This window comes from Streptomyces sp. NPDC055506, assembly GCF_053643595.1.
The window spans coordinates 1-25,883 of the sequence record NZ_JBSHKH010000072.1; the positions used below are offsets into that span (position 1 = coordinate 1).

Here is a 25,883-nt window from a genome sequence, read left to right on the forward strand (position 1 = left end):
TTTATCCGCCCACCACCTATATAAAACTTGATACTTTCGTGGGCTGCTTCTTTTTTTTATAATACACCGCGACCGTCTAGCCGTCCGGGGGCCGGTGCCCCCGGACGTCCTGGTCCCGGTCAGCCGAAGAAGACGCCGACCTCCTCGTACAGCGTGGGGTCCACCGTCTTCAGACGGGCCGTCGCGTCGGCGATCGGGACCCGGACGATGTCCGTGCCGCGCAGGGCGACCATCGTGCCGAAGTCCCCGTCGCGGACACAGTCGATGGCGTGCAGGCCGAAGCGGGTGGCGAGCCAGCGGTCGAAGGCGCTGGGGGTGCCGCCGCGCTGGACGTGGCCCAGGACGGTGGTGCGGGCCTCCTTGCCCGTGCGCTTCTCGATCTGCTTGGCCAGCCACTCGCCGACGCCGGAGAGCCGGACGTGCCCGAAGGAGTCCAGCGACTGGTCCTTGAGGACCATGTCGCCGTCCTTCGGCATCGCCCCTTCGGCGATGACCACGATCGGCGCGTACGACGCCTTGAAGCGGGACGTCACCCAGGCGCAGACCTGCTCGACGTCGAAGCGCTGCTCGGGGATGAGGATGACGTTCGCGCCGCCGGCCAGGCCGGAGTGGAGGGCGATCCAGCCGGCGTGCCGGCCCATCACCTCGACGACCAGGACCCGCATATGGGACTCGGCGGTGGTGTGCAGCCGGTCGATCGCCTCGGTCGCGATGCCGACCGCGGTGTCGAAACCGAAGGTGTAGTCGGTGGCGGACAGGTCGTTGTCGATGGTCTTCGGGACGCCGACGCAGGGCACGCCGTGGTCGTCGGACAACCGGGCGGCCACGCCCAGGGTGTCCTCGCCGCCGATGGCGATGAGCGCCTCGACCTCCAGCTCGGCGAGGTTCTCCTTGATACGGCGGATGCCGTGCTCCTCCTTCAGCGGGTTGGTCCGCGAGGAGCCGAGGATGGTGCCGCCGCGGGGCAGGATGCCGCGCACGGCCGGGATGTCGAGCCGGACGGTGTCGCCGTCCAGGGGTCCTCGCCAGCCGTCCCGGAAGCCGGTGAAGTCATAGCCGTACTCCTGCACGCCCTTGCGGACGATGGCCCGGATGACGGCGTTGAGGCCGGGGCAGTCGCCGCCTCCGGTCAGTACTCCGACGCGCATGGAACAGTCCCTTCGCCGCAGGTGCCTGACGAAGGGTCAGTGTGGCGTGCGCCTCACTCGTCGTCGAGGCCGCGCTCTATCGCGTACCTGACCAGCTCGACCCGGTTGTGCAGCTGGAGCTTGCCGAGGGTGTTCTGGACGTGGTTCTGCACCGTGCGGTGGGAGATGACCAGGCGTTCGGCGATCTGCTTGTAGCTCAGGCCCTTGGCGACCAGGCGCAGCACCTCGGTCTCGCGGTCCGTGAGCCGGGGCGCCTTCGGTTCGTCGGTGTCGGGGGCGGGGGCCGGTTCGGAGGCCAGGCGGCGGTACTCGCCGAGGACCAGCCCGGCGAGGCCCGGGGTGAAGACCGGGTCGCCGACGGCCGTGCGGCGCACCGCGTCCTGGAGTTCCCCGGTGGAGGCCGACTTCAGCAGGTAGCCGGTCGCGCCGGACTTCACGGCCTCCAGGACGTCGGCGTGCTCACCGCTCGCGGACAGCACCAGGACGCGCAGCGCGGGGTTGGCGGCGACGACCTCCTTGCAGACCTGGACGCCGGGCTTGGCGGGCAGGTTCAGGTCCAGCACGAGGACGTCGGGTGCGGCGGCCTTGGCGCGGCGCACGGCCTGGTCGCCGTCGCCCGCGGTGGCGACCACCTCGAAGCCCGACTCGGCCAGGTCACGGGCGACGGCGTCGCGCCACATGGGGTGGTCGTCGACCACCATGACCTTGATCGGGTCCCGCCCGTCCGCACTGCTCTCCGTCATCGCCGCTCCGCCTTCCCCCGCGCTTCCGTCACGTCCTTCGGTACCTTCAGCTCGACCTCCGTGCCCTGGCCCGGCACCGAGATCAGCTCCGCGCTGCCGCCGAGGTCGCGCAGCCGGCCGCGGATCGACAGGGCGACACCGAGGCGTCCCTCGCCCTCGGCCTGGGCGAGCCGCCCTTCCGGGATGCCGGGGCCGTCGTCCCGGACCGTGACGATCACCTCGTCCGGCTCGTCCTCGACCAGGATCCAGGCGCGCGCCTGCTCCCCGGCGTGCCTGCGGACATTGTCCAGGGCGGCCCCGACGGCCGCGGCCACCTCGCGGGCGGCGACCGGGGTCAGCGGCACGGGCGCGCCGGGCTCGGCGAGGCTGACCTTGGCCCCGGCGTACGGCGCGAGCAGGGCACGCAGGTCGACGGGGCCGCTCTCCCGCGGCTCCTCGTCGACGGACCTGACGACCGCTCCCTCGGCGGCGTCCTCCGACACCCGGGAGACGGGCACGAGACCGCCGGAGACCAGGGTGCGCAGCGCGACCTCCTGCTCGCCCGCCATCCGGCCCAGCTCGGCCGCCTCGCCGCCGATCACCGCACCGCGCCGCTGCACCATCGCCAGCACCTGGAGCACGCTGTCGTGGATGTCCCGGGCGAGCCGCTCCCGCTCCCTGGTGGCGGCCTCGATCTCCAGGGCGCGGGCGAGGGTGCGCTCGGAGGCGCGGGCGACCTCGACGACGTAGCCGATGGCGATGGAGGCGATGCAGACGAGGATGACGTTGTGGACGGTGTCGCGGGCCGGGGTGCCGCGTTCGACCAGGTTGGCCACGGCCACGAGGCCGGAGGCGAGGGCCGCCCAGCGCCAGCCGCCCTTGACGGCGAAGGCGAGGACGGATCCGGCGGTCCAGATCGACGGCAGGGTCGGGCCGCCGGCCTGGACCCGCTCGTGCGCGTCGGCGACGGGCGTGAGCAGGATGCCGGCGATCGCGATGGTGAGGTCGGCGGTGAGGAACCGCTTGGTGCAGCCGGCGGCGTTCGCGACCCGGGGCAGGGTGGCCAGGGTCCATACGCCCAGTACGGCGTAGTAGGCGACGGCGACCCAGGGGCGGGCGAACTCGTCGTAGGCGGTGGCGAACAGGCCCACCGCGTACAGCATCGTGAGCACCCGGTAGCCGGTCAGGGCACGCCACAGCGGCTGCTCGACCGACATCCTCATGACTCGCTCGCGCCTGGCCATCTCCCCGCCCCCCGGCCTCGAGCCCCGATTAGGGCTCGGTCCGCCGCTGCTCCGTCCGGTCCTTCTCGGCCTGGTCCTTCTCGGCCTGTTCCCGCTCGGCCTTCTCCTTCGCGGCCTGTTCCTTCTCAGCCCGCGCGAGTGCGGCCTTCGCCGCCTTCTCGGCTTCCTTGTCCGCCTTCGCCGCGTCCGCGATCTGCCGCTTCATGGCCGTCGCGTACATGTCGACGTACTCCTGGCCGGAGAGCTTCATGATCTCGTACATGACCTCGTCGGTCACCGCGCGCAGCACGAAACGGTCGTGCTCCATGCCCTGGTAGCGGCTGAAGTCCAGGGGCTTGCCGATCCGGATGCCCGGGCGCATCAGCTTCGGCATGACCTTGCCGGGCGGCTGGATCTTCTCCGTGTCGATCATGGCGACGGGCAGGACGGGCGCGCCGGTCGCGAGGGCCACGCGCGCGAGGCCACCCGGCTTGCCCCGGTAGAGCCGGCCGTCGGGCGAGCGCGTCCCCTCCGGGTAGATGCCGAACAGCTCGCCGCGCTCCAGCACCTCTATGCCGCTCTTGATGGCGGCCTCACCCGCGCCGCGCGCGCCGGAGCGGTCCACGGGGAGCTGGCCGACGCCCTTGAAGAACGCGGCCGTCATCCGGCCCTTCACACCGGGCGTGGTGAAGTACTCCGCCTTCGCGATGAACGTGACCTTGCGGTCCAGTACCGCGGGCAGGAAGAACGAGTCCGAGAAGGACAGGTGGTTGCTCGCCAGGATCGCGGCGCCCTCTGCGGGAACGTTCTCCAGGCCTTCCACCCAGGGCCTGAAGGCGACCTTCAGCGGTCCCCCAACAGCGACCTTCATCGCGCCGTACAACAACCGAGTGCCTCCTGTATGTGTCGGTCAGACCTTAACCCGGAGCGCCGTCAAAGGCGCCGACGGCCCTGGTCGGTGTCAGTGCGGTCGCGTACGGTGAAGGTCCCGCGAACGACGTGCGACCCCCTCCATGACGTTCCGTGACATTCCGTGATCGTGTCAGTCCCTTCTCACGACCAGGAGGCCGAAGGTGCCGGTCCTTTCCGGAGCCGAGCCGTTTCGCCACGAGGGCGGGGAGGTCGCCGTCCTCCTCTGCCACGGTTTCACCGGATCACCGCAGTCGCTGCGCCCCTGGGCGGAGCATCTCGCCGAGCGCGGCCTGACCGTCTCCCTGCCGCTGCTGCCCGGGCACGGCACGCGTTGGGAGGACCTGCGGATCACCGGCTGGCAGGACTGGTACGCGGAGGTGGACCGCGAGCTGCGCCTCCTGTGCGAGCGCCGTGAGCAGGTGTTCGTGGCCGGTCTGTCCATGGGCGGCGCCCTGGCCCTGCGGCTGGCCGCGAAGCACGGCGACGCCGTCAGCGGCGTAGTGGTCGTCAACCCCGCGAACAAGGTGCACGGCCTGGCCGCGCACGCGCTCCCGGTGGTCCGCCATCTCGTCCCCGCGACGAAGGGCATCGCCAGCGACATCGCCAAGCCGGACAGCCGGGAGCTCGGCTACGACCGGGTCCCGCTGCACGCCGCGCACTCCCTGCGCCAGTTCTTCAAGATCGCCGACGGCGAGCTGCCGCAGGTCACGCAGCCGGTGCTGCTGCTGCGCAGCCCGCAGGACCATGTGGTGCCGCCCGCCGACTCCGCCCGCATCCTCAGCCGCATCTCCTCGACGGATGTGAAAGAGGTCATCCTGGAACAGAGCTACCACGTCGCCACGTTGGACCATGACGCGGACCGGATCTTCGAGGAGAGCGTCGAGTTCATCGGCCGGCTCGCGTCCGGCCTCGGCAAGGAGCCCGGTCTCGGCAAGGAAGGGACGACCGCAGGTGGCTGAGCACGACTCGGACCGCGAGGACCGCGAGCCGGACGAGCAGGGCGTCCCGTTCGACGAGGAGGCCGCCTGGGCCGCGATCGTCGCCGCGTACGGCGAGGAGCCGCCGGACCCGCCGGGCGCCAAGCCCTTCAAGTCGATCGAGGACCTGGCGCTGCTGGAGACTCCGACCAACGACGACCTGGTGGACACGGCCGGGGCGCCCGGGGAGGCGGCGAAGCCCGCCGAGCCCGAGGGACCTGAGGCAAAGGGTCCCGAGCGCCCTGAGGCAAAGGGTCCAGGGGACAAGCCGGTCAAGCCGGCCACCCCGGCCACGCCGCTGGGCGGCTCCGTCTCCTTCGCGCCCGGCGTCGGCCCGCGTGACTACTCCGCGCCCGAGCCCGCCGAGGACGACTTCGACGAGGACGACGAAGGCCACTTCGTGCCGCCGGAGCCGCCCCCGCTGCCCGAGGCCGACACCACCGCGAAGTTCGCCTGGCTGGGCGTGCTCGGCGGGCCGGTGCTGCTTCTGCTGGCCGTGGTGCTCGGCTGGGAGATGACCTGGTGGCTGGCCACGGCGGGGATCGGCGGTTTCCTCGGCGGGTTCGCGACGCTGGTCATGCGGATGCGGACGGACGACGAGGACGACGAGGATCCGGGGCGCGGCGCGGTCGTCTAACCGGCCGGCACCTTGAGGGCGGCCAGGACCGGGAGGTGGTCCGTGGCCGCCCTCAGGTCTGCCCCGGTCACCCCCGGGTGATCGGCCGGGACGCCGCAGCCCAGCACCTCGATGCCCTTGGTCGCGAAGATCGCGTCGATGCGCTGGTAGGGGTCGGCGGGGGTCCAGGTGTGCTCGCCGCCCCAGGGCGCGGCGGCCCAGCAGTCGGTGAGACCGTCGGTCAGCCGGCGGAAGGTGCGGCCGTCCGGGCGCTCGTTCAGGTCACCGCCGACGATCGCGTGCTCCACGCCCATCCCGGCGAGCCGGTCGAGGAGCATGCCGCCCTGCTCGTAGCGCTCGTCCTTCTGCAGCGACAGATGGCAGCTCAGGACGCCCAGCCGGGTGCCGGCGAACCGGACGACGGCGGTGGCGAAGCCGCGGCGGTGCAGGCCGGGGGTGGGGGGCAGGAGGATGTCCTCGGTGCGTTCCACCCCCGCCCGGAGCGAACTGAGGATCGCCGGTCCGGTGGTGGTGGCGCCGCCGGTGACGATCACCAGGTCGGCCGCGCGGGCCAGGCGGGCGAGTTTCTTGCGCCAGCGGAAGAAGCGGGGGGCTTCCTGGACGAGGACCAGGTCGGGCTCGCATGCCCTGATGACGCGGGCCAGGGCGGCTGTGTCGTCGCGCATCGAGCGGATGTTGTAGCTGAGGACCCTGATGACTGCGGAACCGTCGGGTTCTGTACGCGAGTTGGGGAGCAGGGGCATGTGAGCAATTTACGCCCAATGGGGCGGGGCGCGGGGATGTGCGCGAGTGCCGGTCGTATGTGGCTGATCGCGCAGTTCCCCGCGCCCCTTGGGGCACAAACCCTGAAGGCGATCACATGATCGGGTCGGGTTCCCTTGCCAGGTCCGCCGCTCCCACCAGGCCCGCCTTGTTGCCCAGTTCCGCCGCTCTTACCTCCGCCACCGGGCGCCAGTTGCCGCCGACCAGCCAGCGCTTGTAGGACTTGCGGATCGGGCCGAGGACCAGTTCGCCCTCGTCGGAGAGGCCGCCGCCCACGATGAACGCGGAGGGGTCGAAGAGGGAGGCCAGGTCGGCGAGGCCCGCGCCGACCCAGCGGGCCAGTTCGCGGTAGGAGTCGACGGCCACACGGTCGCCCTGGCGGGCGGCCATGGAGATGTGCTTGCCCTCGATGCCCTCGGGCGTGCCGTTGCCGAGGCCGAGCAGGATCTCGGCGTTCTCCGGGGTGGCGTTGGCGCGCTGCTTGGCGTACCGGACGAGCGCGCGCCCGGAGGCGTACTGCTCCCAGCAGCCCTGCGAGCCGCAGCCGCACAGCAGGCCGTCCGGCACCATGCGGATGTGGCCGAACTCGGCGGCCACGCCGAAGTGACCGCGGCGCAGCTTGTTGCCGATGATGATGCCGCCGCCGAGGCCGGTGCCCAGGGTGATGCAGATGACGTTGCGGTGGCCCTTGCCCCCGCCGAACTTGTACTCGCCCCACGCCGCGGCGTTGGCGTCGTTCTCGACGACCACCGGAAGGCCCACGCGGGCCTCGACCTTCTCCTTGAGCGGCTCGTTGCGCCAGTGGATGTTGGGCGCGAAGTAGACCTCGGAGCGCTGCCGGTTCACATAGCCGGCGGCGCCGATGCCCACGCCGACGATGTCGTGCCCGACTCGGGCGCCTTCCACCGCCGAGGCGATGGCGTCCACGATGCCCTCGGCCGTGCCCGGGGTCGGCACCTTGTGGGTCGAGAGGATGTTGCCTTCCTCATCGACCACGCCGGCCGCGATCTTCGTGCCGCCGATGTCGACGCCGATGGTGAGTCCCATGAATCCCTCAGTTTCGGTCGAGCCCCGCTACGGCCAACGGTACCCGAGAGGCCGGGGGCTCGGCCGGGGGCTCAGTCCAGGTCGATGCGTTCCCCGGGGCCGTCGTCGTCGCCCCGGTCTCGGCGTTCGTCCAGGTCACGGGGGTCGGTGTCGTCGTCCCGGCCGGTCCAGCGCCGCTCCTGGGCCTGGACGGCGGAGCGGTAGGCGGCGAGCAGTTCGTTCCCCGCCGCCGCGAGGTGGTCGAAGACGTCCGGATTGCGCTCGATGACGGGTTCCACGGCGTCCTTGGCCTGCTGGACGACCTGCCGGACGACCTGCTGGGCGGCGGGCCCGGCGACCGCGCCGAACAGCGGGGACTCGAGGCCGGACAGCTTGTCCGCGACGGCGTCGACGAGCTTCTTCAGTTCCTCGGCAGCGGAACCCGGGGGCGGGCCGTACTGAGCACGGCGGCGGGCCTTCTCCGCCTCGAGGTCCTCGGCGCACGCGGTCGCCCAGGCGTCGGCGTCGGTCGCCCGTACCTCGTCCACGGCCTCTTCGCGGGCGGCGTCGGACGGGGGGAGCTCTTCGCTCATGACGGACTCCTGACTACGGTTCGTCCCTACGACGTTACCCGAACGGGCGCAGCGCGCTCACCGGGCCTGCGGCCACAGTTTCGGGTCGGGTGCGAAGCGGATGCGCAGCTCGCCCTCGCGCAGGGCGGCCCCGTCGACGGTGCAGCGGCGCAGCGCGGAGGGCAGCGGGACGATACGGCGGAACCGCCCCGCGGTGACCACCAGTTCGTCGCCCCGCCGGACGAGGTCGAGTTCCTCGCGTATGGCGCCGGGCAGCGGGATGTGCCAGACGAGCACACCGTCCACGCCGAGCCGGTCGGTCACGGGCCATTCGACCGGTGAGCCGGTGTGCTCGGCGCCGGGCACCGCGAGGGCGGTGAGGTCGTCGGCGCCTCGCGGGTCGCGTCCGAGGTGGGCGACGGTGCGCAGCTCGTGCGCCTCCCGCCACTCCTCCAGCGTCTTGCGCTGCTGGGCGACGGGACCGGCGAGCCAGGTGTCCGCGGACGCCTCGGGCAGGACGCGGTTGGCGACCACGACATCGGTGCGCAGGCCGCGCAGGGCCAGTCCGAGGCCGGCGGTGCGGACGGCGTCTGCACCGGCAGGGCCCGGCTCGGCGACCAGCCGTACGACGGTGTCACGGTCGGCGACGATCGCCTCCACGGCGGCCAGCTCCAGATCCCAGCGGCCGACGGTCTCGTACAGCCACTCGGCGGGCATGGGAACGCCGGCGAGCCGTCCCAGGACGGGCCGCAGGGCCCGGGCGGCCTGCCGCTCGGGCGGCAGCAGACGGCGCAGATAACGGCGCAGTTCCTCCGGCAGGGCGAGGAGGGCGAGAGCCTGCGGCGTCGGTGGCAGGTCGACGACCAGGAGGTCGTACGACTCCGACAGCGCGGCATCGCGCAGGGCGCGCAGCAGGGCGAGTTCCTCCGCACCCGGCAGCGGCGTGAGTTCCTCGGGATCCAGCCGGGAGGCACCGAGGAGGTCCAGGGCGGAGGAGGCACGGTCCTGAAGGGCGGTGAGGTCCTTGCGGAAGTCCTGAGCGGGGTCGGGCCGCCAAGCGGTGAGACGCGGTGCGGCCTCGACCGGGGCCGGGCCCGTGCCGACCCCGAGCGCCGCACCGAGGGTGTCGGTGCGGTCGGCACTGAGGACGAGGGTGCGGGTGCCCTCGCGGGCGGCGGTGACCGCGGTGGCAGCGGCGAGCGTGGTACGCCCGCTACCGCCGGGGCCCATGATCAGGATGGTGCGCATGGGAAGGAACGGTAACCGAGACGCCCCTTGAGGGGCGCGGGGCTGTGTTGACTACCGCGATCAGGCCGACTCGACGCGCTTCTTCAACCCCGCCAACGCCCGGTCGATGATGACCTTCTCGGCCTTCCGCTTGATCATCCCCAGCATCGGGATCTTGACGTCCACGGTCAGCATGTACGTGACCTCCGTACCCCCCGCCCCGGCGGGCTTGAGGATGTACGAGCCGTCCAGAGACCGCAGCATCTGGGACTTCACCAGCGTCCAGGACACCTCGTTCTCACCGGTCCAGGTGTACCCGAGCACCTGGTCGTCCTTGATCGCACCCGCGTCCATGACGAGGCGGACCTGCTCGGCGCGGCCCTGCTCGTCGGTCTTGAGGACCTCCGCCTCCTTCACCTCGCCGGTCCAGTCCGGGTATCGGGCGAAGTCGGAGATGACCGCCATGACGTCGGCCGGGGCGGCCTCGATGGTGATGCTCGAGCTGGTGTGTTCCGCCATCGCCGTGGCTCCTCCAGATACGGGCCGGTAAGACGTCGTCGTGCGCACGTGTGTGCAGCGTGAAGGCTACCGCGCACGGGCCCCGCCGATCTCACCCGACCTGGGGCGTCCTCACCATTCCAGCGCCCAGGGCGTCCCGGTCGCCGCGAAGTGCCCCACGTTCACGCACTCGGTGGCCCCGATCCGCATCCGTCGCGTGAGCGGCTGGTGCACGTGCCCGAACAGGGCGTATCGGGGCCGGGTGCGGTGAATGGCGTCCAGCAGGGCGCGGCTGCCCCGCTCGAAGCGGCGGGCGACGGTGTCGTAGACGAGCTCGGGAACCTCGGGCGGGATGTGCGTGCAGAGCACGTCTACCTCGCCCACGGCCTCGATCTTCGCGGCGTACTCCTCGTCACTGATCTCGTACGGCGTCCGCATCGGCGTGCGCAGGCCGCCGCCCACGAAGCCGAAGACCCGGCCGCCGATCTCGACGCGCTCGCCGTCGAGGACGGTCGTGCCGGGCCCGGCGTACTCCTGCCACAGCGGCGGCATGTCGACGTTGCCGTAGGTCGCGTACGTAGGAGAGGGGAACGCGGCGAACATCTCGGCGTACTGCTTGCGCACCGCCTTCTCGATCACCGAGGCCCGGTCGGCGCCGACCCCGGCCCACAGCCGGGCCCCGAGTTCCCGCGCCTCCTCGAAGCGGCGGGCGGTGCGCAGCGCCACGATGCGGTCGGCGTTCTCGACACCGAACAGGTCGGGGAAGATGCCGCGCGAGTGGTCGGCGTAGTCGAGGAAGAGGACGAGGTCGCCCAGGCAGATCAGGGCGTCGGCGCCCTCGCCGGCCCGGGCCAGGTCACGGGCGTTGCCGTGCACATCGCTCACCACGTGCACGCGTGTCCTGCGGTTTCCGGCTGGTGTGGGTGCCATGGCGATCAAGGGTAGGCCGAGCGCTGTCCTTGTGAACAGTGGCGGCCCTACCTGCGGTTACTGGCCAGTCAGTTAGTACGTGGACTACTGTGCGCGAAGGAATACCCAAGTGTGTGACGCAGCGAACATCTCGACAGGACCCCCTGTCGCAGAAGCCATACCGGCGGGTAACGTCCGGGCCGTCCAGTCGTGCTCTGCATTTCAACAAGTGAATGCCTGAGTACCTGCCCGAGCCTTGGACCGCACCGTCGCAGCACACAACGTCGTGGCGCCGGCGCCCGATGAGGAGCAGCAGTCTTGCGCGAGTTCAGCCTTCCGGCTTTGTACGAGGTCCCTGCGGACGGAAATCTCACCGACATCGTCCGCAGAAACGCCGCGCAGCACCCGGACGTCGCCGTCATCGCCCGCAAGATCGGCGGTAGCTGGCAGGACGTCACGGCCACCGTCTTCCTCGCCGAGGTGCACACGGCCGCGAAGGGGCTGATCGCCGCCGGTGTCCAGCCGGGCGACCGGGTCGGCCTGATGTCCCGCACGCGCTACGAGTGGACGCTGCTGGACTTCGCGATCTGGAGTGCGGGCGCGGTGACCGTGCCGGTGTACGAGACCAGTTCGCCGGAGCAGGTGCAGTGGATCCTCGGTGACTCGGGCGCCACCGCGTGCATCGTGGAGTCGGACGCGCACACGGCCGCCGTCGAGTCGGTGCGCGACCGGCTGCCGGCGCTGAAGCACGTGTGGCAGATCGAGGGCGGCGGTCTCGAGGAACTGGGCCGGCTCGGGCAGGACGTCACCGACCAGACGGTCGAGGAGCGCGGCTCGTTCGCCAAGGCCGACGACCCGGCGACCATCGTCTACACCTCGGGCACCACAGGCCGCCCCAAGGGCTGTGTGCTCACCCACCGCAGCTTCTTCGCCGAGTGCGGCAACATCGTGGAGCGGCTGCGTCCGCTCTTCCGCACCGGCGAGTGCTCGGTGCTCCTCTTCCTGCCGCTCGCGCACGTCTTCGGGCGGCTGGTGCAGATCGCGCCGATGATGGCGCCGATCAAGCTCGGCTGCGTCCCGGACATCAAGAACCTCACCGACGAGCTGGCCTCGTTCCGCCCGACGCTGATCCTCGGGGTGCCGCGCGTCTTCGAGAAGGTCTACAACTCGGCGCGCGCCAAGGCGCAGGCCGACGGCAAGGGCAAGATCTTCGACAAGGCCGCCGACACCGCGATCGCGTACAGCAAGGCGCTGGACACCCCCTCGGGCCCGTCCTTCGGTCTGAAGATCAAGCACAAGACGTTCGACAAGCTCGTCTACAGCAAGCTCCGCGCGGTCCTCGGCGGCCGGGGCGAGTACGCCATCTCCGGCGGGGCCCCACTGGGCGAGCGCCTGGGCCACTTCTTCCGCGGCATCGGCTTCACGGTCCTGGAGGGCTACGGCCTGACCGAGTCCTGCGCGGCCACCGCGTTCAACCCCTGGGACCGGCAGAAGATCGGCACGGTCGGTCAGCCGCTGCCCGGCTCGGTGGTCCGGATCGCCGACGACGGCGAGGTGCTGCTGCACGGCGAGCACCTGTTCAAGGAGTACTGGAACAACCCGGGCGCGACCGGGGAGGCGCTGGCCGACGGCTGGTTCCACACCGGTGACATCGGCACCCTCGACGAGGACGGCTACCTCAGGATCACCGGCCGCAAGAAGGAGATCATCGTCACCGCGGGCGGCAAGAACGTCGCCCCGGCCGTGATCGAGGACCGCATCCGGGCGCACGCCCTGGTCGCGGAGTGCATGGTGGTGGGCGACGGGCGGCCGTTCGTGGGCGCGCTGGTCACCATCGACGAGGAGTTCCTGGGCCGCTGGTGCGCGGACCACGGCAAGCCGGCGGGTTCCACCGCGGCGTCGCTGTGCGAGGACCTGGACCTGCTGGCCGCGATCCAGGCGGCGATCGACGACGGCAACGCCGCGGTGTCGAAGGCGGAATCGGTGCGGAAGTTCCGCATTCTGTCCTCCCAGTTCACGGAGGAGTCGGGCCACCTGACCCCCTCACTGAAGCTGAAGCGGAACGTGGTGGCGAAGGACTACGCGCACGAGGTCGAGGCGATCTACGCCAAGTAGTGCGCGTGCGGCGTCATGGCGCGGTGTCCTCCACGAGGACCCGCGCCATCGTGCGTTCGGCGAGGGCCGTGATGGTCACGAAGGGGTTGACGCCGATCGAGCCGGGCACGAGTGAGCCGTCGGTGACGTACAGGCGCGAATACCCCTTCACCCGCCCGTAGTCGTCCGTCGCCCGGCCCAGTACGCAGCCGCCCAGCGGGTGGTACGTGAAGTCGTCGGCGAAGACCTTGTTGCCCGAGCCGAACAGGTCGTAGCGGTAGATCGTGGCGTTCGCCCTGTTGATCCGGTCGAACAGTTTCTTCGCCATGCCCACCGACACGGCACTGTGCGCAGCGCTCCACCCGAGCCGTACGGCGCCGCTCGCCGAGTCGTACGTGAAGGACGCCCGCTCCGGGTTCTTGGTGATCGCCAGGTAGAGGCTGACCCAGTGCTCGAGCCCCATGGGCAGGGGCGCGATCTCGGCGAAGACGGGGTTGGCGGTGTTGGCCCAGTCGTCGATGCCCATGACCGGCATGGTCGACTGGTTCGCTCCCACCGTGTCCCACAGGTGGTTGGCCCGGCCGAGCATCACGTTGCCGTTGGTGCCCCAGCCGGTGCCGACGCTCGCGTCCAGGGCGGGCAGGGTGCCCGACTCCCGGGCGCGGACGAGGAGTTCCGTCGTGCCGAGGCTGCCGCCGCCGAGGAAGAGGTACGTGCAGGCGTACTCCTTGGTCTCGACGACGGTGCCGGTGTCGTCGATCCGGTCGGCGCTCAGGACGTACGTCCCGTCGGCGGCCCTGCTGATCGACGTCACCCGCTCCATGGTGTGGATGGTGACGTTCCCGGTGCCGAGCGCGGAGGCGAGGTAGGTCTTGTCGAGGCTGCGCTTGCCGTGGTTGTTGCCGTAGATGACCTCGCCCCCGAGCGCGGACTTGGTCGCCGTGCCGGCCGCCTCGCGCTCCATGTGGCCGAAGTCGTAGACGTTGGGCACGAAGGTGGTCTTCAGCCCGGCGTTGTCCGCGTGTTTGCGGGAGATCCGGGTGAAGCGGTACCACTCGGTGGACTCGAACCAGGCCGGGTCGATGGTGTTGACGCCGAGCATGGAGCGGGCGCGCGGGAAGTACGTGTCGTACATCTCCGCGGTGTCCACGGTCGGGAACTGCTCGGCGAAGTAGGACCGGAGCGGGGTCACCGCCATGCCGCCGTTGACCAGGGAACCGCCGCCGACGCCCCGGCCGACGTACACGGACATGTGGTCGTAGTGCACGCGGTCAAGGACGCCCGGGTAGGCGCTGATGTCCCTGTTGACCAGGTCCAGCCAGAGGAACGTGGCCAGCGGCGCCTCCGTGCGGGTGCGGAACCACATGGAGCGCCGGTCCGGGCTGCGGGTGGAGCAGAAGATCTTGCCGTCGGAGCCGGGGGTGTTCCAGAGCCCGCCCATTTCCAGGACGAGGGTGCGGATGCCGGCCTGACCTAGGCGGAGGGCGGCCACGGCACCGCCGTAGCCGGAACCGATCACGATCGCCGGGGCGTTGTCGACTGCGTCGGGCTCGGCGGCCGACGCCGACGAAAGACCGATGCGGGTGAGACCGGACGCGGCGGCCGTCTGGAGGGCCACCATGCCCAAGATTTGACGTCTCGTCAGCTGATGCTGTATCAGTTTTGCTGCCATGTGCGCAGCATGTGCGGATTTTTACGTTCCGCCTAGGGTCCGGGAGCCCGCTCAGAGCAAAGCTTTGAGCTTCTCCGCCAGCAGGTCCCAACGCCACTTCTCCTCGACCCACGCCCTGCCCCGCTCCCCCATCCTCCGGCGCAGCTCTGCGTCGCCGAGGAGCGTGACGACCCGCTCGGCGGTCTGCTCCGCCGAGCCGCCACGGACGACCCAGCCCGTCTCGCCGTCGAGGACCGCGTCCGGCGCGCCGCCGGAGTCGCCTGCGACGACGGGCAGGCCGGTCGCCGAGGCCTCCAGGTAGACGATGCCGAGGCCCTCGACGTCGAGGCCGCCGCGCCGGGTCCGGCACGGCATCGCGAAGACGTCCCCGGCGCCGTAGTGGGCGGGCAGCTCGGACCAGGGGACGGCGCCGGTGAAGCGGACGGAGGCGGCTACGCCGGTCTCCTGGGCCAGCTTGCGCAGGTCGCCCTCGTACGGTCCGCCCCCGACGATCAGCAGTACGGCGTCCGGCTCGGCGGCGAGGATCCGGGGCATGGCTTGGATCAGCGTGTCCTGCCCCTTGCGCCGCACCAGCCGGGACACGCAGACGATCACCGGCCGGTCCGTCAGCCCGAGCCGCGCCCGGATCTCGTCGCCGCCCGAGTCCGGGTGGAAGGTCTTCTCGTCGACCCCGGGCGGCAGCTGCGCCATCCGGGCGGCCGCCTGCGGGCTCAGCGCGCCGGCGATCCGCGAGCGCGTGTACTCGCCCAGGTAGGTGATCGTGTCCGTGGAGTCCCCGATCCGGCGCAGCAGCTGCCGGGCCGCCGGCAGCTGGGCCCAGCCGGCCTCGTGCCCGTGCGTGGTGGCCACCAGCCGCTCGGCGCCCGCCTCGCGCAGCGCCGGTGCCATCAGGCCGAGCGGCGCCGCCGCCCCGAACCACACCGACGCGCAGTCGTGCTCCCGCAGCAGCCCTACGGCGCGCCGGGTGACGGCGGGAGTCGGCAGCAGCATGGTCGTACGGTCCCGTACGACGGTGAAGGGCTGTTCGGCGTCGAAGGCGGCGGTCGCCTCGACGCCCTCCCGGCTCCGCTTCCACGTCGACGCGTAGACGACCAGCCGCTGCGGGTCCAGCCGCAGCGCCATGTTGTGCAGAAACGCCTGGATGCCGCCGGGCCGGGGCGGGAAGTCGTTGGTCACGATCAGGGTCTTGCGCACGCCGCCGACCCTACCGAACCCGCCCCTCACAGCCGTGCGCGCGGCTCTTGTGGCACGCTCACAGCTCTGCGGGACATCATGACCGCATCGACGGAGCGCGCGGACGGGCAGGGATCAGGTGAAGACGACGGGCACGAGGCGGTCCCTGGCATGGCTGCCGGTGATCTGGTGTCTCACGAGGCTGGCGCTGCTGCTGTTCGTGATGAAGGTGTACGTCTTCCCTGGCCCGGACGTGACGAGCGACGTGCATGTGATCTACCAGGGCTGGTACGAGATCCTGCGCACCGGAACGTTCCCTCAGAACGACGTCACCTGGCAGTACCCGCCCGCCGCCGCCCTGGCGATCCTCTCCCCCGCGCTGCTGCCCTTCCTGCACTACGCGACCGCGTTCTTCGTCCTGGTCTGTGTCACCGACCTGGCCGTCCTGGCCCTGCTGGCGTACGCCGGACGGCGGCCCGGCCGGACCCTGCGCGGCGCCTGGGTCTGGGTCGCGGGCGTGCCGCTGCTGGGTCCGACGGTGTACGCGCGCTACGACGTGATGGTCACGGCCGTGGCGGTGGCCGCGCTGCTCGCCGGGGCCCGGCACCCGAAGGCGATGGGGGCGCTGGCGGCGTTCGGCGCGCTGCTGAAGGTCTGGCCGGCGATGCTTCTGCTGGCCGCCCGACGGCGGAGCGCCTGGGTGTCGGCCCTGGTCACCGGCATCGCGGTGACGGGTGTCTTCGCCCTGGTCATGCCCGGCGGTTTCGCCTTCCTGACCTTCCAGCGCGACCGGGGCACCGAGGTGGAGTCGCTCGGCGCGCTCGTCTTCCATGTCGCCCGGCACTTCGGCTGGCAGGGCGAGGTGCGGCTGAACTACGGCTCGATCGAGTTCCTCGGGCCGTATGTGAGCGAGGTGAGCACGGGCGCGCTGTTCCTGACGGGTGCGGCCTTCGGCTGGCTGGTGCTGTGGCGGCTGCTGGCGCGGCGCTTCGAGGAGCACACGCTCGCCGACGCGGCCTTCGTGGCGGTGCTGATGTTCACCACCACCAGCCGGGTGATCAGCCCGCAGTACATGGTGTGGCTGGTCGGGCTGGCCGCGGTGTGCCTCTGCTTCCCCGGGAGCCGGATGCGGCTGCCGGTCGGCCTCGTCCTGGTGGCGTGCTTCGTGACGGTGCTGGAGTTCCCGCTCTACTTCGCCAACGTGGTGGCCAGCGACGGCCTGGGCCTCACCCTGCTGTTCCTGCGCAACGGCCTCCTGGTCGTCGCCACCCTCCTCGCGGCCCGCGCCCTGTGGAAGGCGACGGTGCCGCGCACGGTTCCCGCCCCCCTGCCGTCTCAGCCGGCCGCCCGTGCCGGGGAGACTCCCGTCTCCTCCTGAGCCGGGTCCCGCCGGAACAGCACCCCCGCCAGCCCGCACTGCACCGCCGTCGCGAGCGCCAGCGCGAGACACACCCCCGGCAGCCCGAGCCCCGTCAGGCTGTACGCGAGGGCCAGCTGGACCGCCGTCCCGAGCACGGTCACCCGCAGCAGCACCGAGGCACCCCCGCTGCCCTCGAAGACCCCGCCGAGCGCGATGAGACAGGCCATCAGCAACAGGTAGGGCCCGACGCAGCGCAGGAACAGCACGCCCTCGTGCGCGACCCCGGGCCCGGCGCCGAAGACGGCCATGAGCCACGGGGCGGTGACGGCCGACAGCACCGCCGCCGTGAGACCGAGGGCCCCGGAGAGGAGCACGGCCTGCCGCCCGATCGCCCGCCGCTCGTCCTCTCCGGCGCCCCGCGTGTGCGCGGTGTGGATGGCGGCGGCCTGGCGGACGGCGTAGAAGGCCATGGTCGCCACGTACATGACCTTGTAGGCGATCGCGTACCCGGCCACCGCCGTCACCCCGAGCCGCGCCACGATCGCGACCAGGACCAGGGCGCCCGTCTGCCGCACGGTGAAGTCGGCGGACATGGGCAGACCGGTCGTCAGCGTCCGGCGCAGGGAGACGCCCAGGGACTCGCCCGCCTCCGCCTCGCGTGCCTTCCGCAACAGCGCGTTGCGCCGCACCGCGACGAGTCCCGCCGCGAGCGCCACGGACCGGGACAGCACCGTGGAGGCGGCGGCGCCCTGGACTCCGTAGAGGTGGATGAAGAGTGGGTCGAGGGCCAGGATCAGGCCGTTGGAGAGCAGGGCGAGCCGCAGCGGGGTTCTCGTGTCGCCGGTGCCTTTGAGGATGCCGTCGACGAGTTGCTGGGCGAAGAAGACGGCCATGCCGGGCAGGGAGAGCGTGAAGTAGGCGACGGCGAGCGGGAGGGCGGCGCTGTCGGCCCCGCCCAGCACCAGCCGGGCCAGCGGTTCGCGGCCCAGCAGACCGCCCGCCACGACCAGTGGCGTCACGAGCGCCCACAGCGCCCATCCGCCGCGCACGGCCGCCCTGACGGCCTCGGGGTCGCGGGCGCCCCGGGCGTGGGCGACCAGCACGGTCGTACCGGAGCCGAAGACCAGGGCGATGCCGAGCAGCACGTTCTCGGTGTTGGTCGCCACGGCCACGGCGGCCACGGCCGGGCCGCCCAGCCGCGCGACCCAGACGGTGTTGATGATCCCCGCGGCGACGGAGGCGAGCAGTGAGAGGTAGACGGGTCCGGCGAGCAGGAGGAGGTGCTTGCGATGGGCGTTCACGGTGGCTGTCCCCCTGGTCCCCGAGTCCTCATGGCCCTCGATACGAGCTAGCTCGATTCGAGGTAACTCGTTAAGAGGTAGCATGCGTGGGACATCACCCGCAAGGAGGACCATGCTGGAGCTGTCGATCCTGGGCTTCCTGGCCGAGGAGCCCCTGCACGGCTATGAGCTCAAGGAGCGCATCAAGGCGCTGACCGGCCATGTCCGGCCGGTGAGCGACGGCGCGCTCTACCCGGCGATCACGCGCCTGGTCGGGGCGGGCCTGCTCGACCAGCACACCGAGCCGGGCGCGAGCGCGGCCCCGCGCCGGATCCTCGCCCTCACCGACCGGGGCCGCGAGGAACTGCTGGAGCGGCTGCGCCGGCCGAAGCAGACCGAGATCACCGACCACGTCCGCTTCAACACGGTCCTTGCGTTCCTGCGCCACCTGCCCGACCGGCACGAGCAGGCCGCGGTGCTGCGCCGCCGGCTGGACTTCCTGGAGACCCCGACGAGCTTCTTCTACGCGTCAGGCAAGCCGGTCCGCGCCGAGGAGGCGGACGACCTGTTCCGCCAGGGCATGCTCCGGGTCGCGCGAGCGACGGGCGAGGCGGAGCGGGCCTGGCTGCGGGAGATCGTCGCACTGCTCGATCAGCCGAGCTGAGCGCGTACGGGTGGGCGTGGGCGCAGTGGCATCCACTCGCCGGGCCACCCGCCCGCCCGCACGCCCCGGCCACCGCCCGTTCGCAGCCCCAGCCCGCCCTGCGGACAGCTCGGCCGGGCCACAGCCCGATCGGCCGACTCGGGCCATGATCCCGCCTCGACCGACCAAGGCCCGGTCAGCTCAGCTGAGCTCGCAGATACTCCTGCCACTCCTTCGTGAACGCCTCCGGCGTCGTCCCGAGCACCTCGCGCATCGCCTCCGCCACCGCCCCGGCCCGCTTCCGGTGGTCCCCGACGGCCCGGTAGAACTCGCCCAGCCGGGACTCGCCCCAGCGGTCGGCGATCAGCCGGCACGCCGTCCAGCCGCTCTCGTAGGCCCGGGCCAGGCGGCTCGCGTCACCGGTGAAGCCGAAGTCCTCGTCCTCCGGCAGCGCGTCCGGGACCTCCCCCCGGCTCACCGCCCGGGACAGCTCGGGCGCGGCCTCGGAGGGGATGCGGCCGGTGGCGCGGTAGCCGACCCAGTCGGCGTAGCCCTCGGACAGCCAGAGGGGGGTGGCGGCGCTGGTGTGGGCGCGGGTGGCGACATGGGTGGTCTCGTGGGTGACGACGACCTGCTCGCCGAGGCCGCCGAGGAGCGCGAAGGCGTCCGGATTGACGATGATCCGGTCCGCCGGCGCCCGGGCCGGAGCGCCTGTCTCGCCGGTCGTGACCGCCGCGATCCCGCGGTAGGAGGAGGCGGGCGAGCCGAGCAGCCCCGCCATGCCCTCCAGGGACTTCGGCACGAGCACGACGACGCGCCGGGACCATTCGGTGCCCCACGCCTCGGACACGGCGGGCACCGCCCGGTCTGCCAGTTCCGCGAAGTCGCGCAGCGACCGGCCGGACTGCCCGACGCCGAGGACGAGGCTGCGGGCGCCCCGGACGGCCTGTACCGCGCCCTGGTCCCACAGTTGCTGGGCGGACTTCCTGGCGGGCCGGTCGGCTTCGACGGACCACCGCCCGTCCGCGTCCCGGCTCAGCCGCAGGGTGCGGCCCGCGGTCACCGGCGCCCGGTCGTACCCGGCGACGCGGTAGCGGAGTTCGGCGTCGGCGGTGGCGCTGTCGCCGGTGCGGCGCATCTCGGTGACCCGGTACGACCAGGCGGCCAGGGGCATCGCGCGCAGCCGGGCGAAATCCACCCCCGTGCCCGTCCGCTCGTAGGCCCGCTCGTCGCGGTCGAGGAACGCGGCGGCACGCCGGTCCAGGAGCCGCTGGACGTCGGCCGTGGCGCTGTCGGCGGCGGACCGGCCGCCGCACCCGACCAGGGCGACGAGCAGCACGACGAGCGCCACCACCGCGGACCCCGACCTTCGACCAGCCACGTTCCCGATCGTAAGGGCGCCGGGCCGCGCGGGTCAGACCCTGGTGACCGAGGAGACGGGCATCATCCCGACCGGGTCGTAGCGCACGGGTGCGCCGGGGTAGGGCGCGTGGATGACCTGGCCGTTGCCCATGTACATCCCGACATGGCTGGCGTCGTCCCGGTAGACGACCAGGTCACCGGGGCGCGCCTCGGACAGCGGGACCTGCCGGCCGGCGTACCGCTGGGCCTGCGAGGTGCGCGGCAGGGACACCCCGGCCTGCGCGTACGACCACTGCGTCAGACCCGAACAGTCGAAGCCGGAGGGGCCGTTGGCGCCCCAGACGTAGGGCCTGCCGACCACGCTGCGGGCGGCGGCGACGGCGGCGGCCCCGCGTCCCGAGGCCGCGGTGGCGTTCCCGAGGTAGGGCAGGCCGCCGCGGCCGGAGCGGGAGGCCCGGTCGTAGGCGGCGCGCTCGGACTCCGGCAGGGAGTTGAGCAGCCGCCGGGCCGCGGCGAGCTTCTTCTCGACGGACTTCTTGTGGACGGCGACCGTCCTGCGGCTCTTCTCCAGTTCGCGGAGCTTCCCGGCGGCCTCCTGGCGGTCCTGGGCGAGTTCGCGCATGGCGTCCTGGAGGTCCTTCAGCTCACCGGCCTGATGGGCGGTGACGCGGTCCAGCCGGGCGGCCCTGTCGAGGTACTCCTCCGGGTCGTCGGCGAACAGCAGGGCGAGGGACGGGTCGAGGCCGCCCGAGCGGTACTGGGCACCGGCGAGCGAACCGAGGGACTCCCGCATGGAGTTGATGCGCTGCTGCTGCCTTGCGATCCGGTCCCGGGCGGTACCGGCCTCCTCGCGCAGCTCGTCGGCGCGCTCGTCGGCCTTGTTGTAGGCCTCGGTGGCCTTCTCGGCCTCCTCGTAGAGGCGGTCCACCTCGGCCCGGGTGTCGTCGTGCGGTGCGGACGCGGCCGGTACCGCGCACAGGGCGGTGGCCGCGACGGACAGGAAACCGACCGCGGCACCGGCGCCCCGGTCGAACCCGGACGGTGCAAGTCGGCGATGGGACCCCACGGGAAGCCGCTCTCCTTCCGCTGACGGACGTGGAAACGCGGCAGACAGTAGCCCCGCGACCGGGAGCAGCCAACGACCATCCGTGGGGGCGCGGCACGACGCCCCGCCGCTGACGCAGGTCACCGGCGGGGCGTGGGCTTACTCGAGACTGTGGTGATTCCCCCGAACGGCGGACACGGTGTCCTCGGCGGGGGTGCCGTTCGTCAGACGCGGACGCCGAACATGAACGGGCCGCCGATGGTGTCCATCGACTCGTAGCGGACGACCGTGCCGGTGCGCGGGGCGTGGATGATCTGGCCGTTGCCGGCGTAGAGGCCGACGTGGTGCAGGTCGTTGAAGAAGAAGACCAGGTCGCCGACCTTGAGCTGGCTGACCGAGGAGATCCTGGTGCCGATCTGGGACTGCGCCTCGGAGGTACGCGGGATCTGCATGCCGGCCGCGGCGTAGGCCCGGGAGGTGAGGCCGGAGCAGTCGTAGGAGCTCGTGCCCGTGGCGCCGTAGACGTAGGGCTTGCCGAGCTGGCTCTGGGCGAAGGCGAAGGCGGCGGCGGCCCGGCCGGAGCCCTGCGGGACGTTGCCGGTGAGGGCGTCGCGCTGGCTGTCCCGGCTGGCGCGGTCCTGCTCGGCGGCGAGCGCCTGCTTCTCGGCGGCGGTGAGGCTGTTGAGCAGCTTCTGCGCGGAGCCGAGCTTGCCCTGGACTTCCTTCTTCTTCTTGCCGAGTTCGGTGCGGGTGGAGGCGAGGTCCTTGAGCTTCTCGGAGGCCTCGGCGCGCTCCTGGGCGAGTTCGCGCTGCTTCTCCTGGACCTTCTTCAGCGCCTCGACCTGCTGGCTGCTCAACTGGTCGAGCGTGGAGGCCTTGTCGAGGTAGTCGTCCGGGTCCGAGGAGAGGAAGAGCTGGACCGAGGGGTCGATGGAGCCGGTGCGGTACTGCGAAGCGGCCGCGATGCCCAGGCTGTCGCGCAGCTCGTTGAGCTCCTCCTGGCCGCGGGCGACGTTGTCCTGGATGGTGGAGATCTCCTTCTGGAGCTTCTCCTGCTTCTCCTTGGCCCCGTTGTACTTCTCGGTGGCCTGCTCCGCCTCTTCGTAGAGCTTGTCGACCTTCGCCTTGACCTCGTCCTTGCTCGGCTTCTCGCTGGGGGCCGCGTTGGCGGCCTGCGCGCTGAAGGCGACGGCAGCGGCGGCGGCGGTGGTCAGCACGGTCACACGTGCGCGGCTCGGCTGCTTCGGACGACGGTGGGACGCCACGGGTGAAAGCTCCTTCTGCCCCCTCCGCCGTCTCTCCCGATGAGTGATCACCCGAGCGGAGGTTTCGGAGCCTGACCCTAGTGACCTTCCTGTGATCAGTTCAAATCCTCAGATGAAAAAATGCGTCACAGTGAGCCAACTTTTCCCCTGGACTCACAGGCGGTGAGACTCACTTGACTTAACGTGGCCCACAGGTCTCATCAATTCGGGCATCACGCCCGGACGTTACGCATCGCCCGTAGGGCGCCTAGGACCGCGAAAGACGCTTGAGGAGCATCGCCGAGGCCACCGGGCGGGCGCCGGCGCGGGCCACCCCGTCTGCGACCTCCCGGTCGGTGGACGCCACGATGACCGGCCTTCCGGGTGGTTCGGCGCGCACGAGTTGACGGATGAGCTCGTCGGCGGTGACGCCCGGCTTCGAGAAGAGCACCCGTACCCCGCGCGGCGGCGCCAGCAGGACCGGCGCTGCCAGTTCGGCGCCGTCGAAGACGCAGGTCACCTCGGCGCCGCTCTGCGCCGCCAGTTGCGAGAGCTGCCCCAGCAGCCTGAGGCGCTGCTTCTCCAGCGGCATCTGCGGATAGCCGGTCTTGGTGACGTTGTAGCCGTCGACGACCAGATGGGCCTGCGGCAGCGCCAGCAGCTGGTCGAGGACCTGTGGGTCGTTCTCGGAGAGCGCGCGGGCGGCGATGTCCTTCGGGGTCATCCGGCCCGGCTCGACGGCGTCCACGGTCTCGGCGGGCCGTACCGACACCGGCGGCAGGGCCAGTTCGCGCCTGAGCCCCTGGGTGGCGTCCAGCAGGGTGTCCAGCAGCAGCCGGACCCGCATGTCCTCGACGCTGCGACCTTCCCGGGCCGCCCGGCGCGTGGCCTCCAGGGCCGCCTCGGTCTCCCCCAGCCTGGCCTTGAGCCGCCGGGTCTCGCTCTCGGCGGCGGACACCTGGGCGTGTCCCTCGGCGCGGACGGCCTCCAACTCGCCGTGCGCCTTGCGCAGGGCGGCCTCGCCGCGCTTGACGTCGCTGAGGGCGGCGCGGAGCTTGCGATGCAGCGACTCGGATTCCCGCTTGGCGGATTCCAGCTCCGTGCGCAGCCGCTCGGTCTCGGCCCTGGTGTGGTCACGGGCCCGGGCCAGCTCGGCGCGCAGCCGCTCCAGCTCGGCCCGGCTCTCCTCGTCGGCCCGCTCGGCATCGGCCCGCTGGGCCTCCTCGCCGGCGGCGGTCACCAGCTTCACCCAGTCGGTCGGCCGCAGTACGTAGGCCGCGGCCGCCACGTCCAGCGGGTCCGCGGCCGGGGGCGGGGAGCCTGAGTCGAGGGCGCCGGCGAGTTCCGGCTGGGCCTCTCTGAGCTTCTCCCCGATGCGCTGCCGGAACAGCGGGTCGGTCTCCAGCGCGGAGGCCATGGCGTTGCCGGCGAACTTGGCTCTGCGGTTCGGGGCGAACCGGGCGTACTGCCTGAGCTGTGCGGGCAGCTCGCCGACCGTCAGCGAGCCGAAGCCGTCGGAGACGATCTGCACGACCTTGCGGCGCACACCGTCGGGCAGCGGACGGTCGAGCACCTCGGCGGCGCCGTCGCCCGGCCCCCCGCCTGTGGTCTCCACCATCCGTCACACCCCAATGCCTGTGCGGGGGCCCTGCTCCCCTCAGGAGCCGGCGCCCGGCCTGTCCACGAGTTCCACCTGGTCCACCGCGTTGCACCAGCGGCAGCGCACCGACTCGATGGTCTCACTGAGCACGTCGCGCTCCTCGACCTTGGGCTCTCCGGCCAGGTCCAGGTGGACGTACTCGACGACCTTCGACGAGCGGGTCACGTCGAAGCGCGTGAGGTTGCCGCAGAGGGTGCAGCGCCACCGCGTCTCGGCGGTCGGCAGGGGAACCGTCATCGTGGCCTGTTCTCTTTCCTTCTAGTGTCCGCGACGCCACCGGCTTCCCCGGTGCGTGTGGCTCGTAACCCTACGGCCTGCCGGGTCTTCGCCGCCTGCGTGTCCACGGCGGCGAGGCGGTCTGGGCGGTTGCGTCCGGTTACGTCATGCTCTGTAGCCATGATCAGCAAGTGGAGTGCGTCGATCACCCGGGCGAGCCGGTCGATCAGGGGGTCGTCGGCGCCGGTGACGTACTCACTGATCGCCCTGTGCTGCACGGTCTTCCTGGCCGGGCCCGCCTCGGGCATCGGCCCGGCGTACGGCTCCGGCGACGATCTGCTCGCCGCGCAGCGGGCCTACTTCCGGCACTGGGGCGTGATCCCCGCAGAACTGTTCGAGGGATCCCCCGGGTCGGCCCTCACCCCGGTGACGGCGCTCTTCGTCCACGGCACCTGGGTGCACCTGCTCGGCAACATGCTCTTCCTCTACGTCTTCGGGGCGATGACCGAGGAACGGATGGGACGGGTGCAGTTCACCCTGTTCTACGTCGGCTGCGGCTACCTGGCCCTGCTCGGGTACGCCGTCGCCAACACGGATTCCGAGCAGTCCCTGGTCGGTGCCTCCGGGGCGATCTCGGCGGTCCTCGGCGCGTTCCTGTACCTGTTCCCCCGTGCCCGGGTGACCAGTCTCCTGCCGTTCCTCTTCTTCCTGCCGGTGCGCTTCCCGGCCTGGGTCGTGCTGCCGTTCTGGGCGGGGCTGCAGTGGCTGGCGGCGGGGCGGGCCTCGGACGGGCCCGGGGTGGCCTACCTCGCCCACCTGGTCGGATTCGGCCTGGGCTTCTGCTACGCCTCGGTCCGCTACGGCCGTCCCACCGGCCCTACTAGAGTGAAGGCCGCCCCTGCTCCGGCCCCCGAGGGAGAGAACCAGCCGTGATCACCGCGATCGTCCTGATCAAGACCAGCGTGGACCGGATCCCCGAGATCGCGGAGTCGATCGCGGCGCTGGACAGCGTCAGCGAGGTCTTCTCGGTCACCGGCACCTACGACCTCATCGCGATGGTCCGGGTGAAGGAGCACGAGGACCTCGCCGAGGTCATCCCCGGCCGGATCAGCAAGATCCCCGGCGTCGAGGGCACGGACACGCACGTGGCGTTCCGTACGTACTCGCAGCACGACCTGGAGGCGGCGTTCTCCATCGGGCTGGACAACTAGGGCTCGCAGGCCTGACCGGCTCCGGATGAAGAGTTCTTCATCCGGGGTTCATCATCCGCCGCGGGTTCCGTCCGCAGGATCGGGCGCATGGCATTCTCCCGTCGTATGGCCGCCCTCTCCGCGGTCGTGCTGATCCCCCTGGGCATCGCGGCGACCAGCTACGCCCTCACGGACAGCCCTCAGTCGCCGAAGGTCCCGTCCCAGCAGGTGGAGCTGGACAGCGGCACGGCCCCCCCCCCCACCCCCCGCCGCCACCGGCCCCCGCCCCGGCCCCAGGTCGCGGCGGGGCCCCCCCGCGCCGCGCCCCCCC

At 71.6% G+C, this 25,883-nt stretch carries 26 protein-coding genes; 8 read left to right on the forward strand and 18 right to left on the reverse strand.

All coding sequences use genetic code 11. The features are described from left to right. Window positions 1-119: 119 nt before the first annotated feature. From ACWIF2_RS25115 to ACWIF2_RS25130, 4 genes are read right to left on the reverse strand one after another with little or no spacing between them, the layout of a single operon-like run. Window positions 120-1,148 carry a 6-phosphofructokinase gene (locus ACWIF2_RS25115; protein WP_454362895.1) on the reverse strand — a complete coding sequence of 343 codons (1,029 nt, stop codon included), beginning with the start codon at window positions 1,146-1,148 and terminating at the stop codon, window positions 120-122. Window positions 1,149-1,201: 53 nt separating this feature from the next. Beyond that, window positions 1,202-1,891, reverse strand: coding sequence for a response regulator (locus ACWIF2_RS25120; protein ID WP_454362896.1), 690 nt, complete (start codon window positions 1,889-1,891; stop codon window positions 1,202-1,204). Further along, window positions 1,888-3,114 carry a MacS family sensor histidine kinase gene (gene macS, locus ACWIF2_RS25125; protein ID WP_454362897.1) on the reverse strand — a complete coding sequence of 409 codons (1,227 nt, stop codon included), beginning with the start codon at window positions 3,112-3,114 and terminating at the stop codon, window positions 1,888-1,890. The genes ACWIF2_RS25120 and macS overlap by 4 nt, the downstream gene beginning before the upstream one ends. A 28-nt stretch (window positions 3,115-3,142) precedes the next feature. Continuing rightward, the gene (locus ACWIF2_RS25130) at window positions 3,143-3,964 is read right to left on the reverse strand and encodes a lysophospholipid acyltransferase family protein (protein WP_454362898.1); all 822 of its coding nucleotides are present in this window, start codon (window positions 3,962-3,964) and stop codon (window positions 3,143-3,145) included. Window positions 3,965-4,166: 202 nt separating this feature from the next. Here ACWIF2_RS25130 and ACWIF2_RS25135 point away from each other — a divergent pair, with 202 nt between their 5' ends. Both ACWIF2_RS25135 and ACWIF2_RS25140 read left to right on the forward strand, forming a co-directional pair. Next, window positions 4,167-4,964 carry an alpha/beta hydrolase gene (locus tag ACWIF2_RS25135; protein ID WP_454362899.1) on the forward strand — a complete coding sequence of 266 codons (798 nt, stop codon included), beginning with the start codon at window positions 4,167-4,169 and terminating at the stop codon, window positions 4,962-4,964. Next, window positions 4,957-5,619 (forward strand): hypothetical protein, encoded by a 663-nt coding sequence (locus ACWIF2_RS25140; protein WP_454362900.1) that lies wholly within the window; start codon window positions 4,957-4,959, stop codon window positions 5,617-5,619. The genes ACWIF2_RS25135 and ACWIF2_RS25140 overlap by 8 nt, the downstream gene beginning before the upstream one ends. Here ACWIF2_RS25140 and ACWIF2_RS25145 read toward each other — a convergent pair. From ACWIF2_RS25145 to ACWIF2_RS25170, 6 genes are all read right to left on the reverse strand, one after another. Further along, a complete protein-coding gene (locus tag ACWIF2_RS25145; protein ID WP_454362901.1) occupies window positions 5,616-6,362 on the reverse strand; it encodes an endonuclease/exonuclease/phosphatase family protein in 747 nt (248 codons plus the stop codon). The genes ACWIF2_RS25140 and ACWIF2_RS25145 overlap by 4 nt on opposite strands. A 112-nt stretch (window positions 6,363-6,474) precedes the next feature. Continuing rightward, complete coding sequence (locus tag ACWIF2_RS25150) at window positions 6,475-7,428, reverse strand: ROK family glucokinase (protein WP_215121994.1); 954 nt, start codon at window positions 7,426-7,428, stop codon at window positions 6,475-6,477. A gap of 71 nt (window positions 7,429-7,499) precedes the next feature. Then, window positions 7,500-8,000, reverse strand: a complete 501-nt coding sequence (locus ACWIF2_RS25155; protein ID WP_399020743.1) for a DUF5304 domain-containing protein — start codon at window positions 7,998-8,000, stop codon at window positions 7,500-7,502. 57 nt (window positions 8,001-8,057) lie between these two features. After that, complete coding sequence (locus ACWIF2_RS25160; RefSeq protein WP_454362902.1) at window positions 8,058-9,227, reverse strand: ArsA family ATPase; 1,170 nt, start codon at window positions 9,225-9,227, stop codon at window positions 8,058-8,060. Between the two features lie 60 nt (window positions 9,228-9,287). Further along, window positions 9,288-9,725, reverse strand: a complete 438-nt coding sequence (locus ACWIF2_RS25165) for an SRPBCC family protein (RefSeq protein WP_454362903.1) — start codon at window positions 9,723-9,725, stop codon at window positions 9,288-9,290. 111 nt (window positions 9,726-9,836) lie between these two features. Then, the gene (locus tag ACWIF2_RS25170) at window positions 9,837-10,592 is read right to left on the reverse strand and encodes a metallophosphoesterase family protein (protein ID WP_454362925.1); all 756 of its coding nucleotides are present in this window, start codon (window positions 10,590-10,592) and stop codon (window positions 9,837-9,839) included. Between the two features lie 339 nt (window positions 10,593-10,931). Here ACWIF2_RS25170 and ACWIF2_RS25175 point away from each other — a divergent pair, with 339 nt between their 5' ends. Then, window positions 10,932-12,728, forward strand: coding sequence for an AMP-dependent synthetase/ligase (locus tag ACWIF2_RS25175; protein WP_454362904.1), 1,797 nt, complete (start codon window positions 10,932-10,934; stop codon window positions 12,726-12,728). Between the two features lie 13 nt (window positions 12,729-12,741). On the opposite strand, the gene ACWIF2_RS25180 is transcribed toward ACWIF2_RS25175, so the two are convergent. Then, on the reverse strand, window positions 12,742-14,379 hold the full coding sequence (locus ACWIF2_RS25180) for a GMC oxidoreductase (RefSeq protein ID WP_454362905.1): 1,638 nt from the start codon (window positions 14,377-14,379) through the stop codon (window positions 12,742-12,744). Between the two features lie 51 nt (window positions 14,380-14,430). Next, complete coding sequence (locus ACWIF2_RS25185) at window positions 14,431-15,573, reverse strand: glycosyltransferase family 4 protein (protein WP_454362906.1); 1,143 nt, start codon at window positions 15,571-15,573, stop codon at window positions 14,431-14,433. A gap of 118 nt (window positions 15,574-15,691) precedes the next feature. Between ACWIF2_RS25185 and ACWIF2_RS25190 the strand changes: the two genes are divergently transcribed. Next, window positions 15,692-16,930 (forward strand): glycosyltransferase 87 family protein, encoded by a 1,239-nt coding sequence (locus tag ACWIF2_RS25190; RefSeq protein ID WP_454362907.1) that lies wholly within the window; start codon window positions 15,692-15,694, stop codon window positions 16,928-16,930. Here the strand turns inward: ACWIF2_RS25190 and ACWIF2_RS25195 are convergent. Beyond that, window positions 16,888-18,213, reverse strand: coding sequence for an MATE family efflux transporter (locus ACWIF2_RS25195; RefSeq protein ID WP_454362908.1), 1,326 nt, complete (start codon window positions 18,211-18,213; stop codon window positions 16,888-16,890). The two genes, ACWIF2_RS25190 and ACWIF2_RS25195, sit on opposite strands and share 43 nt — an antisense overlap. A 112-nt stretch (window positions 18,214-18,325) precedes the next feature. On the opposite strand from ACWIF2_RS25195, the gene ACWIF2_RS25200 reads away from it, so the two are divergent. Then, entirely contained in the window at window positions 18,326-18,856 is a 531-nt protein-coding gene (locus ACWIF2_RS25200; RefSeq protein ID WP_454362909.1) for a PadR family transcriptional regulator, read from the forward strand. A gap of 175 nt (window positions 18,857-19,031) precedes the next feature. Here the strand turns inward: ACWIF2_RS25200 and ACWIF2_RS25205 are convergent, their stop codons facing one another. The 5 genes from ACWIF2_RS25205 to ACWIF2_RS25225 all read right to left on the reverse strand — a co-directional run bounded on the left by ACWIF2_RS25205 (window position 19,032) and on the right by ACWIF2_RS25225 (window position 24,383). Continuing rightward, window positions 19,032-20,216, reverse strand: a complete 1,185-nt coding sequence (locus ACWIF2_RS25205) for a hypothetical protein (protein WP_454362910.1) — start codon at window positions 20,214-20,216, stop codon at window positions 19,032-19,034. A gap of 33 nt (window positions 20,217-20,249) precedes the next feature. Then, window positions 20,250-21,263: an NlpC/P60 family protein gene (locus ACWIF2_RS25210; RefSeq protein WP_454362911.1), complete on the reverse strand. Its 1,014-nt coding sequence runs from the start codon at window positions 21,261-21,263 to the stop codon at window positions 20,250-20,252. Between the two features lie 203 nt (window positions 21,264-21,466). Then, window positions 21,467-22,507 (reverse strand): NlpC/P60 family protein, encoded by a 1,041-nt coding sequence (locus ACWIF2_RS25215; protein ID WP_454362912.1) that lies wholly within the window; start codon window positions 22,505-22,507, stop codon window positions 21,467-21,469. 247 nt (window positions 22,508-22,754) lie between these two features. After that, the gene (locus ACWIF2_RS25220) at window positions 22,755-24,104 is read right to left on the reverse strand and encodes an NYN domain-containing protein (protein ID WP_454362913.1); all 1,350 of its coding nucleotides are present in this window, start codon (window positions 24,102-24,104) and stop codon (window positions 22,755-22,757) included. Between the two features lie 39 nt (window positions 24,105-24,143). After that, window positions 24,144-24,383 (reverse strand): hypothetical protein, encoded by a 240-nt coding sequence (locus ACWIF2_RS25225; RefSeq protein WP_031106126.1) that lies wholly within the window; start codon window positions 24,381-24,383, stop codon window positions 24,144-24,146. Window positions 24,384-24,542: 159 nt separating this feature from the next. Here ACWIF2_RS25225 and ACWIF2_RS25230 point away from each other — a divergent pair, with 159 nt between their 5' ends. The 3 genes from ACWIF2_RS25230 to ACWIF2_RS25240 form a co-directional block, all read left to right on the forward strand. Next, window positions 24,543-25,295: a rhomboid family intramembrane serine protease gene (locus ACWIF2_RS25230; RefSeq protein WP_454362914.1), complete on the forward strand. Its 753-nt coding sequence runs from the start codon at window positions 24,543-24,545 to the stop codon at window positions 25,293-25,295. Continuing rightward, window positions 25,292-25,573 carry an Lrp/AsnC family transcriptional regulator gene (locus ACWIF2_RS25235; RefSeq protein ID WP_030848030.1) on the forward strand — a complete coding sequence of 94 codons (282 nt, stop codon included), beginning with the start codon at window positions 25,292-25,294 and terminating at the stop codon, window positions 25,571-25,573. Before ACWIF2_RS25230 ends, ACWIF2_RS25235 begins: the two co-directional genes overlap by 4 nt. 87 nt (window positions 25,574-25,660) lie before the next feature. Further along, window positions 25,661-25,883, forward strand: a 223-nt coding sequence (locus ACWIF2_RS25240; RefSeq protein ID WP_454362915.1) for a small secreted hydrophilic protein, incomplete at its 3' end; no start/stop codon positions are given.